General features: G+C 50.3%; 21 protein-coding genes. All 21 read left to right on the top strand.

Translation table 11 applies throughout. The annotated features are described in order from the left end of the window. Positions 1-2: 2 nt before the first annotated feature. The 21 genes from BQ5371_RS03445 to BQ5371_RS03340 all read left to right on the top strand — a co-directional run bounded on the left by BQ5371_RS03445 (position 3) and on the right by BQ5371_RS03340 (position 18,411). The gene (locus BQ5371_RS03445; RefSeq protein WP_071132541.1) at positions 3-1,310 is read left to right on the top strand and encodes a phage portal protein; all 1,308 of its coding nucleotides are present in this window, start codon (positions 3-5) and stop codon (positions 1,308-1,310) included. Beyond that, entirely contained in the window at positions 1,249-2,076 is an 828-nt protein-coding gene (locus BQ5371_RS03440) for a head maturation protease, ClpP-related (RefSeq protein WP_083377410.1), read from the top strand. The genes BQ5371_RS03445 and BQ5371_RS03440 overlap by 62 nt, the downstream gene beginning before the upstream one ends. Positions 2,077-2,090: 14 nt before the next feature. Beyond that, positions 2,091-3,281 (top strand): phage major capsid protein, encoded by a 1,191-nt coding sequence (locus tag BQ5371_RS03435; protein ID WP_071132540.1) that lies wholly within the window; start codon positions 2,091-2,093, stop codon positions 3,279-3,281. A gap of 75 nt (positions 3,282-3,356) precedes the next feature. Continuing rightward, positions 3,357-3,620: a head-tail connector protein gene (locus tag BQ5371_RS03430; protein ID WP_002563688.1), complete on the top strand. Its 264-nt coding sequence runs from the start codon at positions 3,357-3,359 to the stop codon at positions 3,618-3,620. Position 3,621: 1 nt separating this feature from the next. Continuing rightward, the gene (locus tag BQ5371_RS03425) at positions 3,622-3,954 is read left to right on the top strand and encodes a phage head closure protein (RefSeq protein ID WP_071132539.1); all 333 of its coding nucleotides are present in this window, start codon (positions 3,622-3,624) and stop codon (positions 3,952-3,954) included. Continuing rightward, on the top strand, positions 3,954-4,337 hold the full coding sequence (locus BQ5371_RS03420; RefSeq protein WP_071132538.1) for an HK97 gp10 family phage protein: 384 nt from the start codon (positions 3,954-3,956) through the stop codon (positions 4,335-4,337). Before BQ5371_RS03425 ends, BQ5371_RS03420 begins: the two co-directional genes overlap by 1 nt. Then, positions 4,330-4,647 carry a hypothetical protein gene (locus BQ5371_RS03415; RefSeq protein WP_022866289.1) on the top strand — a complete coding sequence of 106 codons (318 nt, stop codon included), beginning with the start codon at positions 4,330-4,332 and terminating at the stop codon, positions 4,645-4,647. The genes BQ5371_RS03420 and BQ5371_RS03415 overlap by 8 nt, the downstream gene beginning before the upstream one ends. 6 nt (positions 4,648-4,653) lie before the next feature. After that, positions 4,654-5,253 (top strand): major tail protein, encoded by a 600-nt coding sequence (locus tag BQ5371_RS03410; RefSeq protein WP_071132537.1) that lies wholly within the window; start codon positions 4,654-4,656, stop codon positions 5,251-5,253. Between the two features lie 2 nt (positions 5,254-5,255). Further along, positions 5,256-5,612 (top strand): hypothetical protein, encoded by a 357-nt coding sequence (locus BQ5371_RS03405; protein ID WP_071132536.1) that lies wholly within the window; start codon positions 5,256-5,258, stop codon positions 5,610-5,612. Between the two features lie 226 nt (positions 5,613-5,838). Further along, entirely contained in the window at positions 5,839-8,757 is a 2,919-nt protein-coding gene (locus tag BQ5371_RS03395; RefSeq protein WP_071132534.1) for a phage tail tape measure protein, read from the top strand. Then, on the top strand, positions 8,754-9,494 hold the full coding sequence (locus BQ5371_RS03390; RefSeq protein WP_071132533.1) for a hypothetical protein: 741 nt from the start codon (positions 8,754-8,756) through the stop codon (positions 9,492-9,494). The genes BQ5371_RS03395 and BQ5371_RS03390 overlap by 4 nt, the downstream gene beginning before the upstream one ends. Continuing rightward, a complete protein-coding gene (locus tag BQ5371_RS03385; protein ID WP_071132532.1) occupies positions 9,494-11,491 on the top strand; it encodes a phage tail spike protein in 1,998 nt (665 codons plus the stop codon). The genes BQ5371_RS03390 and BQ5371_RS03385 overlap by 1 nt, the downstream gene beginning before the upstream one ends. Before the next feature lie 17 nt (positions 11,492-11,508). Further along, positions 11,509-11,742 (top strand): hypothetical protein, encoded by a 234-nt coding sequence (locus BQ5371_RS03380; RefSeq protein WP_071132531.1) that lies wholly within the window; start codon positions 11,509-11,511, stop codon positions 11,740-11,742. Continuing rightward, on the top strand, positions 11,739-11,978 hold the full coding sequence (locus BQ5371_RS03375; RefSeq protein ID WP_022866282.1) for a hypothetical protein: 240 nt from the start codon (positions 11,739-11,741) through the stop codon (positions 11,976-11,978). Before BQ5371_RS03380 ends, BQ5371_RS03375 begins: the two co-directional genes overlap by 4 nt. Continuing rightward, the gene (locus BQ5371_RS03370) at positions 11,950-12,858 is read left to right on the top strand and encodes a hypothetical protein (protein WP_071132530.1); all 909 of its coding nucleotides are present in this window, start codon (positions 11,950-11,952) and stop codon (positions 12,856-12,858) included. The genes BQ5371_RS03375 and BQ5371_RS03370 overlap by 29 nt, the downstream gene beginning before the upstream one ends. A 77-nt stretch (positions 12,859-12,935) precedes the next feature. Then, a complete protein-coding gene (locus tag BQ5371_RS03365) occupies positions 12,936-13,349 on the top strand; it encodes a phage holin family protein (protein WP_071132529.1) in 414 nt (137 codons plus the stop codon). Between the two features lie 2 nt (positions 13,350-13,351). Next, positions 13,352-14,272, top strand: a complete 921-nt coding sequence (locus tag BQ5371_RS03360) for a GH25 family lysozyme (RefSeq protein ID WP_071132528.1) — start codon at positions 13,352-13,354, stop codon at positions 14,270-14,272. Positions 14,273-14,471: 199 nt separating this feature from the next. Continuing rightward, positions 14,472-14,879 (top strand): helix-turn-helix domain-containing protein, encoded by a 408-nt coding sequence (locus BQ5371_RS03355; RefSeq protein ID WP_071132527.1) that lies wholly within the window; start codon positions 14,472-14,474, stop codon positions 14,877-14,879. Continuing rightward, the gene (locus BQ5371_RS03350) at positions 14,869-15,051 is read left to right on the top strand and encodes an SHOCT domain-containing protein (RefSeq protein WP_053942760.1); all 183 of its coding nucleotides are present in this window, start codon (positions 14,869-14,871) and stop codon (positions 15,049-15,051) included. Before BQ5371_RS03355 ends, BQ5371_RS03350 begins: the two co-directional genes overlap by 11 nt. A 28-nt stretch (positions 15,052-15,079) precedes the next feature. Continuing rightward, a complete protein-coding gene (locus tag BQ5371_RS03345) occupies positions 15,080-16,846 on the top strand; it encodes a recombinase family protein (RefSeq protein ID WP_071132526.1) in 1,767 nt (588 codons plus the stop codon). Continuing rightward, positions 16,831-18,411, top strand: coding sequence for a recombinase family protein (locus tag BQ5371_RS03340; protein ID WP_071132525.1), 1,581 nt, complete (start codon positions 16,831-16,833; stop codon positions 18,409-18,411). The genes BQ5371_RS03345 and BQ5371_RS03340 overlap by 16 nt, the downstream gene beginning before the upstream one ends. Positions 18,412-18,455 lie beyond the last annotated feature (44 nt).

Below are 18,455 nucleotides of genomic sequence, written 5' to 3'. Positions count from 1 at the left end.
CTATGGGATTTTTACAATCACTTTTTCATTCAAGAGATAAGCCGAAAGATCAAACCGCCGGCTCTGCCTTTCGCTTTTACTTCGGGCACACCACATCGGGAAAAGCGGTGACGGAGCGCTCTGCCATGCAGATTACTGCCGTCTATGCCTGTGTAAGAGTTTTAGCTGAGGCGGTCGCCGGTCTTCCGCTTCATCTCTTTCGCCTCAAAGGAAATGCCGGCAAAGAGAAAGCGACGGACAGCTCCCTTTACTTTTTGCTGCACGATGAGCCGAATCCGGAGATGACCTCATTTATCTTCCGAGAAACTCTCATGTGCCATCTGCTCTTGTGGGGCAACGCCTACGCACAGATTATCCGAAACGGCAAAGGTGAAGTTGTCGCCCTATACCCGCTCATGGCCAACAAAATGACGGTTGACCGGGATGAAAATGGCACTCTTTACTACGAATATCAGGTCAGTAAAAGCGATGCTCCTACGCTTAAAAACGGACGGGTAAGGCTTTTTCCTTCTGAGGTACTCCATATCCCAGGCTTGGGCTTTGACGGTCTTGTCGGCTACAGCCCGATTGCGATGGCGAAAAACGCTCTCGGCATGGCAATGGCCACCGAAGAATACGGTGCGGCATTCTTTAAAAACGGTGCCAACCCCTCCGGTATTTTGTCGATGCCAGGCGTGGTGAAAGACCCGGAAAAGATCCGACAGTCTTGGGAGCAGGGCTTTGGCGGATCGCAGAACTCCAACAAGGTCGCCATTTTAGAAGAAGGCATGACCTATACGCCGATTTCCATCTCACCGGAAGCCGCGCAGTTTCTTGAGACGCGGAAGTTTCAAATCGATGAGATTGCCCGCATCTTCCGCGTGCCGCCCCATATGATCGGAGATCTCGAACATGCGACCTTTTCCAATATCGAGCACCAATCTTTGGAGTTTATGACCTACACCCTGCGTCCGTGGCTCGTGCGCTTTGAGGAGTCCATGCAGCGTTCGCTTCTTTTGCCCGAACAAAAGAAAGACTATCTCATTCGCTTTAACGTGGACGGGATTTTGCGAGGCGATTATGAGAGCCGCATGCGAGGTTATGCCACCGGCATACAAAACGGCATCTTCTCGGTCAACGATGTGAGGCGCTTAGAAGATATGGATCTGCTCTCAAAAGAAGATGGCGGCGATTTGCATGTCTTAAACGGCAATGTCGTGAAGCTTGCCGATGCGGGATCGGCTTATACGAAAAACAAGGAGGATACCGATGAACCGACAGAAGAAATTTTGGAGATGGACGAAAAACAAAAGTCCCGATCCAAACGATAATGAAACACGAACTTTATACCTGGACGGCGTGATTGCCGAGGAGAGCTGGTTTGACGATGAAGTCACACCGGCTCTTTTTAAATCCGAACTTGATGACGGCACAGGCAACATCACCGTCTGGATCAACTCACCGGGAGGCGACTGCTTTGCGGCCGCTCAGATCTATAACCTGCTTTTGAACTATCAAGGCAAGGTGACGGTCAAAATTGACGGTCTTGCGGCATCTGCCGCCTCGGTGATCGCAATGGCGGGAGATGAGATTCTCATGAGTCCTGTTTCCATGCTCATGATCCATAACCCATCCACCGTGGCCATCGGAGATACACAGGACATGCAGCGTGCCATCGGGATGTTATCCGAGGTCAAAGAATCCATCATCGGTGCCTACAAGCAAAAAAGCGGTCTTTCTCATGCAAAGCTCGCTTCACTCATGGATGAAGAGACCTGGATGAACGCAGAAAAGGCAGTAGAGCTGCACTTTGCCGACCGCATCACATCAAGGCAGGATCTCTATCCTCAAGGCGAGAACGAAGATCCTACAAATGGTGAGAGTGCCGAGCTAAACGGAAAAGAATCTGAAAACCTCACGGAGACACCGATGCTCTTTTCACGCCGCAAGGTCGCAGCCGCCATCAACAAAAAGCTCTGTGACTATGCGGCGGCCTGTGAGGCAAAAACGCCTGCCCAAACGGCAGAACCGATTACCCACCGCTACAAAGTCAAGGACTTGGAAACACGCCTTGATCTTATCAAACACTTTATTTAAGGAGGACACCTACCATGACTATCACTGAACTTTTGAACAAACGTGCCAAGACCTGGGAGGCCGCAAAGGCTTTTCTGGAATCCCACCGAGACAAAGACGGACTGCTTAGCGCCGAAGACGGAGCGGCTTACGACAAGCTGGAAGCCGAGATCGCAGCCTACAGCACAGAAATTGAGCGCATGTGCCGTCAAAAGGACATCGAAGACAAGATGAGCAAGCCGCTCGGTACGCCGCTTACGGCAAAACCGGCCGTGCTTTCCACAGAGACGGAAAAAAAGCACGGACGTGCCTCCTCTTCCTATGCCAAGGATATGCTCGTTGCCCTGCGAAGCGGCTTTAAGCGCGTCTCGAACATCTTGGAAGAAGGCAAAGACGAAAACGGCGGCTATCTGGTACCTGAAGAATGGGACAGCCGCCTCATTGACAAGCTGACCGAAGAAAATATCTTCCGAAGCCTCGCCACGACCATCACCACGTCCGGCGAACACAAGATCAATATCGCGGCTACCAAGCCTGCCGCGGCATGGATCGAGGAAGGTCAGGCCTTAAGTTTCGGTGAGGCGACCTTTGATCAGGTGGTGCTTGATGCCCATAAGCTTCATGTAGCGATCAAGGTTACCGAAGAACTGCTCTACGACAATGCTTTCAATTTGGAAAGCTACATCATCGACCAGTTCGGCAAAGCACTCGGTAACGCGGAAGAAGATGCCTTCTTAAACGGCGACGGCAAAAACAAGCCGCTTGGCATCTTTGCCGCAACCGGCGGAGGAGAGGTTTCCGTCACACTCACGGGTACCGCGCTTAAAACTGACGATATCCTGACGCTCATCTACTCTTTGAAGCGCCCATACCGCAAAAACGCCGCGTTTATCTTAAATGACGCAACGCTTGCCGCACTTCGAAAGCTCAAGGATAACAATCAGGCCTACATCTGGCAGCCGAGCTATCAGGCAGGAGAACCGGACCGTCTTTGCGGCTATCCGGTTAAGACCTCTGCCTTCTGCCCTGTTTTGGAGACAGGAAAAGCCGGCGTGGCTTTCGGGGATTTCTCCTATTACAACATCGGAGACCGCGGAACCAGGAGTTTTCAGGAACTTCGTGAGCTTTTTGCCGGAAACGGCATGGTGGGCTACGTTGCCAAAGAACGTGTGGACGGAAAACTGATCTTGCCCGAGGCCGTGCAGATTCTCAAAGCCGGTGCGTAAAAATAAACGTCTTAGCCATACGGCGGCTCTCTTTATACGAGGGAGCCGCCTTTTCCTTGCAGGAAAGGAGGAAGCATGCTGAGCCTTGAAGACGTGAAAAACTATCTCCGCGTGGATTTTGACGACGATGACGCACTCATCGAGTCGCTCATACCCTCTGCCACCGAGCTGGTCAAAAACGTGGCACGCACCGAAGACCTCTCTTCTTTTGAAAACGGGCGCATTGCCGTGCTTTTTACGGTGGCCTATCTCTACGAACACCGAGAAGAAGCCGATCACCATGCGCTCACCTTGACGCTTCGCGCTCTTCTTTTCGGAGAAAGGCAGGTGAGCTTCTGATATGGATATCGCTCTTCTCAATGTCACCGTCACCTTCCAAAAAAGAACCGTGGAAAGTGATGCCATCGGAAACCAAATCGAAACGTGGAAAGACGACTACACCTGTGCCGCCACCATCTCAGGAGAAGGCGGACGTGAGGTTTTTATCGCAGCTTCTGAAGTGGATAAGGCGGACATGGCGGTGACGGTCAGGTGGTGTACGAAAACGGCAGCGATGAACACGACAGACTTTCGCATCGTCTTTCAGGGCTGCGCCTACGACATCGAAAAAATTGACCACCTATCTTTCAGGAAGCGGGCGATCAAGTTTTTCTGCGTAAAGGAGAGAACCTGATGAGCCGAAAAGTCAAAATCTCCGGCCTTGCTGATGCCGTGATGGAGGAACTCAACACCTATGCCAAAACAACGAGTGAGGGCATGAAAGAAGCCGTTATCAAAGCGGCAACGACTACCAAAAAAGAAATCAAGGCGCATGCGCCAAAGAAGCACGGCGACTATCAAAAAAGCTGGACACAAAAGAAAACCTCCGAGTCCTCCCATGCCCTGCAGGTGACGGTCTACTCTCGTAACCGCTACCAGCTGGCACACCTCTTGGAAAACGGCCACGCCAAAAGGAATGGCGGCAGGACGAGGGCAATTCCTCATATCGCGCCTGCCGAGACAATCGGTGAAGAGCAGCTTATGAAAGAGATCGAAAGGATGATCAAAGATGGATGAAATCATAGAAATATTGAAAGAGGTCGCACTTCCCTTTGCTTACGACCATTTTGAAGAAGGCCAGGCACCTGATCCGCCCTTTATCTGCTACGTAACGCCGGAGTCGCATAACTTTGCGGCAGACGGTCAGGTGTATTTTCCCGTGAACCGATTTTATCTGGAGCTTTACACCGACAAAAAAGACCGTGCGCTCGAAAAAAGAATCGAAGACCTTCTTATCCGCCACGATCAGTTTTTCGACAAGGCCGAAGTCTATATCAACGCAGAAGACCTCTACGAGGTTTCCTATTCATTTGAGCTGAAAGGATGATGAAACATGGCAAATAAAAACAACAAAGTCAAATACAACATTAAAAACGTCTATGCCGCCAAGATGGCAGAAACCGTCTCGAACGGCGTATCCACCTTTACGTACGAAACACCAAAACCCATCCCTGGCGCGGTTTCGCTGTCGCTTGACGCGGAAGGCGAATCTTCTCCCTTTTATGCCGACGGCATTGTCTACTTTAGAACCGTCACCAACAACGGCTACTCCGGGGATCTCGAGATTGCTCTCATCCCTGAGTGGTTTCGCACCGAGATTCTGCAGGAGACACTCGATGTCAAAGGGGTGCTGGTGGAAAACTCCAACACAGCAGAGTCTGTGAAGTTCGCTTTGCTTTTTGAGTTTGACGGCGACATCAAAGCGATCCGCCATGCCTTATATAACTGCACGGCATCGCGTCCTTCCATCGAGTCGGAAACCAAAGAAGATACCATTGAGCCGGGAACGGAAACCCTGTCTCTTACCGCAGATCCAAGATCGGACGGCCTTGTCAAAGCCAAGACCGGAGATTCCACTGATGCCGCAACCTATGCGAATTGGTATAAGGCGGTCTACGTGCCGCAGGTAGGCACACCAGCAGGAGGAAAATAACCATGATTGAAAAGACCATTGACGTTTCGGGTGTACCCGTAAAGTTTCGCTCGTCGGCGGCTATCCCGCGCCTTTACCGTGCGAAGTTCGGACGGGATATTTTTAAAGACTTAGCCAAGCTCGAAAAAAGCTATCAGAGCAAGAAAGATGAGGACGGGGGCTTTCCCATTGAAGACTTGGAAATCTTTGAAAACGTCGCCTACATCATGGCGCTGCACGCGGATAAAAGCGTGCCCGCTTCCATTGAAGAGTGGCTCGACGGCTTTGAGATGTTTTCCATCTATCAGGTACTGCCTGAAATCCTCTCGCTTTGGGGTGAGAACTTAAAAACGGAGGTTTCACCAAAAAAAGGCAAATGAGAAGCGAGCGGGAAATGACCACGCCGCTTCTCTTACTTCGCGCCTGTCAGATTGGCATTCCCATTGCGGACATGGATCTCATCTCCATCGGGTTGCTTCTCGATATGTGGACGGAAAAAGCAAACGACAGTGCAAGTTACAGGCGGCTTGCCACACAAGAAGATTTTGACCGCTTTTAGCACCCGATGGATGAGGTGCTTCTTTATTGTTCAAGAAAGGGGGACGCATGGCATCACGCATTAAAGGCATCACCGTGGAAATCGGCGGAGATACTACGGGACTGGATAAAGCCTTAAAACAAGTGAACTCCACCATCCACACAACGCAGTCCTCCTTAAGAGATGTCAACCGCCTCTTAAAACTCGATCCGAAAAACACGGAGCTTTTGGCGCAAAAGCAAAAAATGCTGAAAAACGCTATCACAGCAACCAAAGAAAAGCTCGATACCTTAAAGACAGCCCAAGAACAAGCCAAGGCACAGCTGGAATCGGGAGACCTCGGCCAGGACAAATACGACGCACTGCAGCGTGAGATTGTCGAGACCGAACAAAAGCTTAAAGGCCTGCAGCAGGAAGCAATCAACACCAACGCAGTCTTTTCCAAGATGGATGCGGCAGGAGCCGCTTTCACCAAAGCGGGTGACGCTATCACGGGCGCGGGGCAAAAGATCATGCCGGTTTCTCTTGCCGTAGGGGGCCTCGGTGTGCTTGCCGTCAAGACCGCAGGTGACTTTGATGAAGCGATGTCTAAGGTCTCTGCAATATCCGGAGCTACCGGAGAGGACTTTCAGGCACTTCGGGACAAAGCACGTGAGATGGGCGAAAAGACGAAGTTCTCCGCCACCGATGCGGCTAACGCCATGAACTACATGGCGATGGCCGGCTGGAAATCGAAAGACATGATCTCCGGTATTGACGGCATCATGAACCTTGCCGCCGCATCCGGTGAAGATTTAGCCCTCACTTCCGATATCGTGACCGATGCCTTAACCGCCTTTGGACTTTCCGCGAAAGACTCCGGACATTTTGCCGATATCCTCGCCGCCGCATCTTCCAATGCGAACACCAACGTCTCCATGATGGGTGAAACCTTTAAGTACTGCGCCCCGATTGCAGGCGCCTTGGGCTTCAGCGCTGAAGATACCGCAGAGGCCATCGGCCTTATGGCAAACTCCGGGATCAAATCCACACAGGCGGGCACCGCCCTTCGTACCGTCATGACCAACCTCAGTAAGGACTTCACCATTTCAGGAAAATCCATCGGTGAGGTCACGGTGGCCACCACCAATGCGGATGGTTCCATGCGCTCGCTTTCTGACATCTTAGGTGACTGCCGGGAGGCCTTCTCGGGACTTTCTGAGTCCGAAAAGGCACAGGCAGCAGAATCTTTGGTGGGAAAGCACGCCATGAGCGGCTTTCTGGCCCTCATGAACGCCGCCCCTGCCGACATCGAAAAGCTGTCTTCCGCCATCGACAACTGTGACGGCTCGGCAGAAAAGATGGCAGAAACCATGCAGGACAACCTTCCCGGACAGCTCACCATCTTAAAAAGTCAGCTGCAGGAACTTGCCATCTCCATCGGTGATGCCTTAATGCCTACGATCCGAAAACTCGTCACCTGGCTTCAAAACTTCGTTGACAAGTTAAACGGCATGGACGAAGGAACGCGTAACACCATCATCAAAATCGGACTTTTTATCGCCGCCTTGGGGCCTGCACTGATTGTGATCGGCAAGCTGACCTCATCGATCGGATCGCTTATCACGACCTTTTCAAGCGTAGGAAAAGCGGTCACCGGCTTCATGGTCAAGATGGGCGGCATGTCCGGTCTCATGAGCAAAATTGGAGCTGCCATCGGCGGCATCTCCGCTCCCGTGGTGGCAGTCGTTGCCATCATCGGCACACTGGTTGCCGCTTTTGTGCATCTGTGGAACACCTCAGAAGGTTTCAGGGATTCCATTATCGGCACGTGGAACAGCATCAAGGAGGCTTTTTCAAACTTCGCATCCGGCATCACCGAGCGCATCAACGCCTTAGGTTTTGACTTTCAGTCCTTCGGCGAGCTGGTATCTACCATTTGGAACGGTTTCACCGAGCTTTTGGCGCCGGTGTTTGAGAATGCCTTTTCGGCGATTGCCGCAATTTTACAGAGCGCACTGGATATCCTGACGGGCATCTTTGACATCTTCGCAGGGCTTTTCACAGGCAACTGGAGTCAGCTGTGGAACGGCATCAAGGAAGTCTTCTCCGGTATCTGGACAGCAATTTCGGGCATCTTTACGGCCGCGTGGGAGACGCTGGTCGGTGTCACCAACACCGTTTTAGGCTGGTTTGGCACGAACTGGAGCGAGGTTTGGACGGCGATCAAGACCTTCTTTGAGAACATCTGGAACGGGATCGTCTCCTTTTTCACCGGCATCTGGGAAGGAATCAAGTCTGTTGTCACGGGAGCCTTAAGTGCTGTGTCCAACACGGTCTCCTCGGTCTTCACGGCCATCAGCACCACGGCATCCAGTATTTGGAACGGCATCAAAAACATGATTTCCGGTGTGGTAGGTGGGATTAAGTCAACCGTCTCAAATGTGTTTAACGGCGTGAAGTCTACCGTGACAAACATCTTTAACGGAATCAAGAGCACGGCCACCTCCGTGTGGAACGGCATCAAGTCCGCTATCACCGCACCGATCGAAGCGGCCAAAAACACCATCAAAGGCATTATCGATAAGATCAAAGGCTTCTTCTCCGGCCTTCACATCGAGCTTCCGCATATCAAGCTGCCGCATTTTTCGATCTCCGGCGGCTTTTCCATCGTGCCGCCCAGAGTGCCGCACCTTTCCATTGACTGGTACAAGGAAGGCGGCATCATGACGAGACCGACGCTTTTCGGCATGAACGGAAGTGCCCTTATGGCGGGAGGCGAAGCGGGATCGGAGGCGATTTTGCCGCTCAAGTCTTTCTACGACAAGCTCGAAGGCATGCTTGCCGCCCGGGACACAACACTCATGGAAAAGTACCTCGCCATCATCGCCGGAAATTCGGAAAAAGACATCGTACTGGACTCCGGTGCGCTGGTCGGAGCACTCACACCAAAACTGGATGGAGCCTTGGGAAGACGCGCCGCTTACGTAGGAAGGAGGATGAAATGAACCAAAACATAGGCTTTGGAGCCACTCTAAACGGCAAACACACATGGAAGAATTACGGGCTTGTCGTATCCAACACCGACGTGGTCGGTATGCCAAAGCCTAAAACACTCATCGTTGAGATTCCCGGATCATCCAAGCGCCTCGATCTCACAGAGGCTCTGACGGGACGATGCGAATACGAAGGACGCACGCTCTCCTTTACGCTTGGCGGCATCGGAAAGATCGAAAGCTGGGCAGGAAGGCTCCGATCCTTCCTCAATGAAATACATGGAAAGCATGTCAAGGTCATCTTGGACTCCGAGCCGGAATACTACTTTGAAGGCCGAGCCGAAGTAAAAAACTTTGAGCGCACTCGCGCTTTGGGACAAATTGAACTGGAGATCGAATGCGATCCCTATAAATGGGAGCTTGCCGCAAGCGATGAGGATTGGCTTTGGGACTCGTTTAACTTTGAAAGCGGCATCATCCGAGACTATCGGGATGTGAGCGTAAGCTCTTATACCGACCTTCTTGTTCCCGGATCGCACGTTCCGATGGTGCCGACGTTTCATGTCAGAAACTATCAAGAAACCGAAGGCAGGAAAAACTACGTCTACTCCATCAAGCTGAGAAAGTCGTGGACGCTTCATGCCGGCACAAATCGTTTCGCCGACCTTGTCATTCCTGAATCCGGCGATACGCTGCGCTTTTTTGGAACTTACACCGTCACCGTATCTGTGAGAGGAGGAAGCCTTTAATGTACCAAGTGTTTTTAGATGAGCACGTGCTCTATATACCGGGCGATGATGAGGCTGTTCTTATTGATCCGGTGCTGGAGCTGGCGCTTGGAAAATCCGGCACATTTTCTGCCCGCGTACCGAAGATCAATCCGCTCTACGAAAAGCTCAAAGCGCTGGATTCCACCGTCCGTGTGCAGCGTGACGGTGTGGCACTCTTTTACGGCCGCATTTTATCGGTCGAGCGGGACTTTTACGGCACCAAGAGCATCACCTGCGAAGGAGAACTGGCCTTTCTTTTGGACTCCGTGCAGGAGCCTTCCGAATTTCATGACATCTCGCCCCGCGCTTTTCTTGAGACGCTTATTGCCAAGCACAACAATCAGATGGCAAAAGACGGCGCGCACAATAAGCGCTTCAGGGTCGGGCAGGTCACCGTTACCGACCCCAACGACTCGCTTTACCGCTACACCAACTGGGAGACCACCTTGGATGCCATCACCGACAAACTCGTCAAACGCTTGGGCGGCTTTCTTCGTGTGCGCCATGTGGGAGAGGTTCGCTATCTGGACTATCTTGCAGAATCCGATAACACCAACAAACAGGTGATTGAGTTCGGAGAAAACCTCCTTGACTACACCGACACGCTTTTGGCAGAAGACATCGCTACCCGTGTGATTCCGCTTGGCAAAAGGCTTGAGACATCAAGCATTGCTGCACTTGAGGAATACACCACCATTAAGAGCGTCAACAGCGGCAAGACTTACGTGGAGTCGGCTTCCGCCATTCAAAACTTCGGTATCGTCACCAAAACCGTGAGCTTCGAAAATGTCTCTGTACCTGCCAACTTAAAGAAGAAGGCGGAAAACTATCTTAAAGACAGTCAGTTTGCCGATGTCACCCTGACGCTCACCGCTGTCGATCTGCATCTTGTGCATGCCGATATGGAAGCGATGAAGATTGGAGATCGTATCCGTGTCATCTCGCCGCCTCACGGCATGGACAGGTTCTTTCCGCTGACACGCCTTTCCCTTGCCCTCGATCGCCCAGAGTCCTCGAGCGTAACGCTTGGAACCGAAGTCAAGGCAGGCCTTTCTGAGCGAAGCATCAGCGAGAACAAAGAACTGGTCGAGCGCATTGAGCGGCTTCCCACACAGTCCGACACGCTTCGCCTTGCCAAGGATAACGCCACCGCTCTTATCACAGCAGCTACGACCGGACACGTCGTGACCCGCAAAAACGAGATTCTCATCATGGACACAGCGGATAAGAATACAGCCAAAAAGGTGTGGCGCTGGAACGCAGGCGGCCTCGGCTATTCCAAGACCGGCTACAACGGCTATTACGGCACCGCCATCACGATGAACGGTGCGATTGTGGCCGATTACATCACGACCGGCACGCTAAATGCCGATCTGATTCGTGCCGGAACTTTAAAGGACAGAGCCGGGAACATCAGCTGGAGCATGAGCACAGGTGCTTTAAGTGCCAAAAGGCTCTCGGTGGATTCTCCGAACTTTAAGCTCACGACTTATGGCCATCTCACCGCCAAAGGAGCCGATATTGACGGCAGTATCGTTGCTTCTTCCGGGGATACCAAAGTCCGTGTGGGCTATGGCAAGCTCTCCATCTACTACCAGGACAAAGAACTCGGTCTTGTCGGCGGAAACGGCTTTGCCGGCTCCAACACCATTGCAGGCCTCAACTTTGACCTCGAGCGAACCGGAGATTATATGACATGGGCGGCACAACCTGCGGGTGGCGGCAGCTATGAGATGGTCTGGACCTATGCCAGATCATCTTTCGGAAACTTCTCCGGCGGGATGTTAAATGCCGGATGTGACATCGACATGCACTATAACCGACTGAGAAATGTCAGCTGGCCTGACGGAGCCATCAACGGAGCCTTTCATTTTGTAAAGATCAATGCCATGAGCAGCGACGGTACGGTCGCCAGCTGGTCAAACGGATGCCGCATGCGGTTTAAAAATGGAATTTTGATTGAAGCAACATTTTAAACATGGAGGATACAGCAATGGAAGAACATGAACTGATCGAACAAAAGTCAAACGAAAAAGAAGCAACAAAGCCGGATGATACGGTCTTTCCAATCAAAGACGATGAGTGGCAGAAAGCCATCGAAATCATCTTAGGCACCGACAAGCACAAAGAAATCTCAGATAAGGATGCCTCTGAGCTCATTGCGGCTGCCCGCAATTTCAGAAAGATCATCGACTTCTTCGTGAAACTCTTCGGAGGTGCGCTATGAAAGAAAACGAACTGCCCCTCATCCTGCGCCTTGAAAAAGCGAGAAACGAACTGAGATACGCACTCAACCAAACTGCCGGAAAGTATGAGCTTCCCGGCTTTTTACTTGACCTCATCATAGAAGCCTTGCTCTCAGAAGAAAAAGGTCAGCGCATAGCCCTTATGAGCGAGCAGATCAGCGCAGCGGACGGGAAGGAGGAAAAAGAACATGGCCAACGTGAAGACCTATCTCAGTAAAATTTTATCGGCCGTCTACGGCAAAGACGTGCGCGGAGCCATCCACGACTCGATTGCCGCCATCAACACGCAGGTGGAAACCACAACATCTGGCGAAGCTAACCGTGTTCAGGCGGAAAAAGAAAGAGCATCCGCTGAAACATCCCGCAAAAATGCTGAAACAGAAAGAACGAATGCCGAGGCATTACGGCAAAATGCAGAAAGTTCACGAAATGAAGATGAAAAAAAGCGCGAAAACTCTACCAATGAGTTGAAAAGCCGTATGAATGAAAAACTGAACACGGTTGACCAGAAGATCAGCGAAATGCAAAATCGAGTGCAAGAAGCTATTGACGCTGTTCCTAAATCTGTTCTCACACTTGATGCAACGCTTTCCAAAGAAGGCTATGCGGCGGATGCCAAAACAACGGGCGATGCGATCGCAGTACTAAGAAAAGGAAAAGAGCGAAAAATTTTTCCTCTGACAAGTAGCAATCCAGCTGTAGCATTCGAAAAAGAAAGTTATCTGATCGTTGAGGGGCCTTTCGCTACCCTTTATTTCACGGCTTCTATTCGCTCCCTTACAGATAATTCCTTCGGACCACTGTTGGCTTTATGCGTTTCACCAATTAAGCCTGCTTCTGCAATCGTTGGAACAGCATTTATCATGGAGGAGGAATATAGTCGTCCTCTTATCATGCTTGAAACAGGCGCTCTTTGCCTGATGATAAATCCTAACCAATCATCTGCCACTGCAACCAATGCACCTGCTCTTAAGGAGTTTGAGAATCTGAATACCCAGGACACCCCGGTTTCAGATACGCCACCTAAGCCGGACCCAAACAAAACATATACACTAACAGGAAGTATAATCTATCTCGCCACAGAAACCCAAGAATAAGCACCTATCCACTATTTGTTCGCATAAAGCCGTACTGACGGTTTTTTCCATGTTCAAAATCAAAGGAGGAATCTATTATGAAAGAATTCTGGAACACCTTGCAGCTTATCTTTGCTGCCATCGGAGGCTGGCTCGGCTATTACTTAGGAGGCTTTGACGGACTTCTCTATGCGCTGATCGCCTTTGTCATCTGCGATTACGTGACAGGCATTATGTGCGCAGTCTCCGACAAAAAGCTCTCAAGCGAAGTCGGCTTTAAAGGCATCGCCAAAAAAGTCGTGATCTTCATTCTGGTCGCCGTTGCCAACATCATCGACACTAACGTCATCACACAGGGCGCGATTCTTCGCACGGCCGTCATCTTCTTCTATCTCTCAAACGAAGGGCTGTCGCTTGTGGAAAACGCGACTCATCTGGGACTTCCTGTCCCGGACAAGCTCAAGGCAGTCTTGGCACAGCTTCATGACCGCGCAGAAAAGGAGGAAAAATAACTATGACTATAAAAGGAATTGATGTATCAACCTGGCAGGGATCGATTGATTTTAACCGTGTAAAACAAAGCGGGATCAACTTTGTCATTATTCGTGCAGGCTACGGCTCGGCACTTTCTCAAAAGGACAAGTGGTTTGAGACGAACTACGCCCGCGCCAAAGCGGCAGGTCTTCACGTGGGAGCCTATTGGTACTCCTATGCGGGAAGCGCCGCAGAGGCACGCGAAGAAGCACGTGTCTGCAAACAGGTGCTCTCCGGCAAGCAGTTTGACTATCCCATCTACTTTGATTTGGAAGAAAAGTCACAGCTTGCCCGCGGACGGGCTTTTTGCGACTCGCTCATTCGAGCCTTTTGCAATGAGATGGAAGCTGGCGGCTATTTTGCCGGATTCTACACATCGCTCTCAGCAGCAGTGAACAACGTTTCCGCTGATGTGAGAAACCGCTACGCCTTCTGGGTAGCGCAGTGGAACAGTCGCTGCACCTATCAGGGACAGTACGGTCTTTGGCAGTATTCCTCGAGCGGCTCGGTGCCGGGCATCGCAGGCAGATGCGATATGGATCTTGCCTATGTGGACTATCCCTCCATCATCAGGAAAGGCGGCTTTAACGGCTATGGCAAAGGCACAAGCTCCGCCCCCGCAAGAAAGTCTGTCGATACGCTGGCCCATGAAGTCATCGCAGGTGCTTGGGGAAACGGAGAGGACAGAGTAAATCGTCTTACCAAAACAGGCTACGACTACGACGCGGTGCAGGCACGCGTAAATGAGCTTTTAGGCATAAAGCCGAAAAAGTCCATCGACACACTTGCCCGAGAGGTCATCCGCGGCGACTGGGGAAACGGTAAGGACCGTGTAAACCGCCTGACGAAAGCAGGCTACGATTACGAAGCTGTACAAAAACGAGTAAACGAACTGCTCTAAGCTGAATGCATTGATATGCCCGCAAGGCGTGAGGAGAAATCTTCACTCCCTTGCGGGCTTTTTTATTTTGTCCGCTCAACTTCTTCAAAAACCTCCAGTGAAACAGTAGAAGGCAGAAAAAAATTCGTCCATAACGCCCTCGTCTCTTCAGGGGGTGTTAGAGGGACAGCAAGACCTGTCCTCTGTCTGGAGGGATGATATGACAAATGATGAAAAACAAAGCATTTACAACATGAGACGAAACGGTGCAAGTTATGCCGTAATTGCTGCCACCTTAAATTTATCGAAAAGCACCGTGGCTTCCTTTTGCCAAAAAGAAGGCCTGAGAACAGGTTCCTCAAAAGCTTTAACAGCACTACGCTACTGCAAATATTGCGGAAAGCCACTGCCCGTCAAGGAAAAAGGAAAAAAGCAAAAATTCTGCTCAGAGCACTGCCGGATGAGCTGGTGGAAAGAGCATCCGGAAGATCTGAATAAAAAGGCAATCTATATATTCACCTGCCCATGCTGCGGAAAAACTTTCACTTCCTATGGCAATGCGCACAGAAAGTATTGCAGTCATGCTTGCTATATCCAAGACCGATTCGGAGGCTCTCATGAAGACTGAAGCCTTCGCATCCGAGCTTGCCTATGAAGTATCCCGCTCCATCCTCTTTTCTTTGCTCAAGCAAAACATCATCGATAAAGAGGAATTCATTCGTCTCGACCACGCACTCCTAAAGCGATACCATCCCGGCTTAGGTGCGTTATTTACTTGCTATTTCAGCTCTTTAGAGTGATGTATAGACACGGAAAGGAGACGATTCTATGGCTGAAATCATAAAAATCGAAGCAAAGAAATCACCGCTGCCAAACCGCAAAAAAGTCGCCGCCTATGCCCGTGTCTCTATGGAAACGCAAAGGCTGCACCACTCATTGGCGACACAGATCAGTTTTTATTCTGATTTAATACAGAAGAACCCCGAGTGGGATTATGCCGGTGTCTATGCCGATGAAGGCATCAGCGGCACATCAGTGGAAAAACGTCCCGAGTTTATGCGCCTGATGAAAGACTGCAAGGCCGGAAAAATAGACCTCATCTTAACGAAATCCATCTCCCGATTCGCGCGTAATACGGTCGACCTCCTAAAAGTCGTAAGACAGTTAAAAGACCTCAACATCGAGGTCCGATTTGAAAAGGAAAAAATCAACTCACTTTCGGATGACGGTGAGCTGATGCTCACGCTCCTTGCCTCTTTCGCACAGGAAGAGACCATCAGCATCTCCAACAACGTTAAATGGACCATCCGAAAACGCATGTCCGAAGGAAACCCGAATATGCGAAATAACGTCTATGGCTACCGCTGGAAGGATGACACCCTGATTGTTGTTCCCGAAGAGGCAAAGATCGTGCGGCGCATCTTTCAAAACTTTCTTGATGGAAAATCCCGCCTTGAAACCGAGCGTGAATTTGCAGAGGAAGGAATTACAACCAGAAAGGGCAACCGCTGGACGGACTCCAATATTAAGGTTGTTCTGACCAATGTCACTTATACGGGAAATTTGCTCTGTCAAAAAGAGTTTGTCGAAGATCCCATTACCAAAAAGCGCAAGAAAAACCGCGGTGAGCTTCCTCAGTATTTTATCGCAAACACCCATGAAGCGATTATCGACAAGGAAACTTTCGACTATGTGCAAGAAGAGATGGCAAGAAGACGTGCACTGGGACCTCGGGCAAACAAGAGCCTGAACATCTACTGCTTTACCGGAAAAATCAAATGTGAGCTGTGCGGGAAAAGCTATATGCGAAACGTCCGAAACAACCGTGCCAAGCACTCCAATCTTGGGAATAAAGTCATCAGCTGGGTATGCGGTTCCAGCAAGAAAAAGTACAGTACATGCTCGGCAAAAGCCATTCCGGATCGAATCCTTAAAACTTGCTGTGCCAAAGTGCTCGGTCTTGAGGATTTTGATGATGCTGTTTTTAACGAGCAAATCGATAAAATCACGGTACCCAAACAAGGGGTTCTCATTTTCCATTTCAAAGACGGACACAGCGTCACCGAAACTTGGGAAAATAACGCCAAAAAAGAATCGTGGGATGATGCGGCGCGCAAACGCGCCTCAGAATATAGGCGCACTCATGCCATGAAACGCTCGGACGTCACCTGCTTTTCAACAAAAATCCGATGCGAACATTGCGGATGCAATTTTCGCGCACAAACACAAAACTGTTCAACATCTCCCAGCGGAAAACGCAGATACTGGCGATGCGCCGAGCATAACGGCTGTAACACCAGAGGACTCAGAGATGACCTCTTGCGCTCACTTACCGCAGAGGTCTTAGGTCTTGATGCATTCGATGACGCTAGTTTTCTTTCGAAGATCGACCATATAAGCGTCCTTAGCCGAGAAGACCTTATCTTTCATTTTTATGACGGAAAGGAAATTGCTCGCAAGCTGATCCAACCTACGCACGAAGGACACAAGTGGACAGAGGAACAGCATGCGAAATTTAAAGCATCCATCAAAGAATGCTACGCATCAGAGCGGCACAAACCGATACGAAAGGAGAAGCTATGGCCAAACAAGTAACCACGATACCCGCCAGCATCAAACCCTTCTCCAAAACACCGCTCACCACTTCGCGCAAACGCCGCGTGGCAGCCTATGCCCGCGTCTCAACGGACTCCGATGAGCAGTTTACCAGCTACGAGGCACAGGTAGACTACTACACAAATTACATTAAAGCCAGAAATGACTGGCAATTTGCGGGTGTCTACACCGACGAAGGGATCACCGGTACCAATACCAAAAAGCGAGAGGGCTTCAAACGCATGGTCAAAGATGCCCTTGACGGAAAAATAGATCTTATCGTCACCAAATCGGTCTCGCGTTTTGCCAGAAATACCGTGGACAGCTTAACCACCATCCGAAAGCTTAAAGAGCACGGCACCGAGTGCTTCTTTGAAAAAGAGAATATATGGACCTTTGACTCCAAAGGCGAGCTTTTGATTACCATCATGAGCAGCCTTGCTCAGGAAGAGTCTCGCTCAATATCCGAAAACTGCACCTGGGGACAAAGAAAGCGCTTTGCTGACGGCAAAGTGACCGTGCCCTTCAAACGTTTCTTAGGCTATGACCGCGGAAAAGACGGAAACCTCGTCGTCAATCCCAAAGAGGCAAAAATCGTCAAACGCATCTATGCGATGTACCTGCAGGGAAAAACCTACCACCTCATTGCAAAGGCGCTGACCGAAGACGGTATCCCGTCACCTGCAGGAAAACCTCGCTGGAACCCAAGCAACATCAAATCCATCCTTACCAATGAAAAATATAAAGGCGATGCGCTCTTGCAAAAGTCGTTCACCACAAACTTTCTCACCAAAGAGCACAAGATAAACGAAGGCGAAATCCCGCAGTACTATGTGACGGGAAACCATGAAGCCATCATTGAACCGGAGGTGTGGGAACTCGTACAACGCGAGATGGAAAGACGCAAAAACGAAAAAGGAAGACACAGTGGCGTGAGACTTTTCTCCGGCAAGGTCTACTGTGGTGAATGCGGAACAAGGCTCGGTTCAAAAGTCTGGCATTCCAACGACAAATACAAGCAGGTCATCTGGCAATGCAACAGGCACTGCAAGAAAAACTCCCCCTGCAAAAACGGAATGCATCTTACCGATAAGGAGCTAAAAGCCGCCGTCCTTTCTGCGACCAACAAGCTCATAGAGAATAAAGATGAGATTCTTAATAGCTTTCAAAAGATTGTCGGAGGCGTTTATGATACTCATACCTTGGAAGGCGAAAAAGCAAAGCTGGAAAGTGAGATGGATGTCTGTGCCAAGATGATCGAAGACCTTATCCGCCAAAATGCTGCCATCCCGCAAGACCAGAGCGAGCACCAAGCAAAGTACGAAGATCTGGAACGCTTCTACAATGAAAAAAAGGCGGCCTTAGCGAAGGTCGAAGGAAAGCTCAAAAAGATGCAGGCGACCAAAGCCGATATCAAGTTCTGCCTGAAGCAGCTACAAAAACAAGACAGGCTTCTGCAAACATTCGACGAACAGAGCTTCTGTGCTCTTGTAGATCACATCACGGTCTACAGTAAGAATGATATTAGGGTCACTTTCCGGAACAGCACGGAAATCCGTCTATAAACGGATATATACCGGCATTCATTCGGCTTCCACAAACAAAACAA

This window comes from Alterileibacterium massiliense (genome assembly GCF_900104645.1).
GTDB lineage: Bacteria > Bacillota > Clostridia > Peptostreptococcales > Anaerovoracaceae > Alterileibacterium > Alterileibacterium massiliense.
The sequence above is the reverse complement of the archived record's forward strand: the minus strand, read 5'-3'. Positions and strand labels throughout refer to the sequence as shown.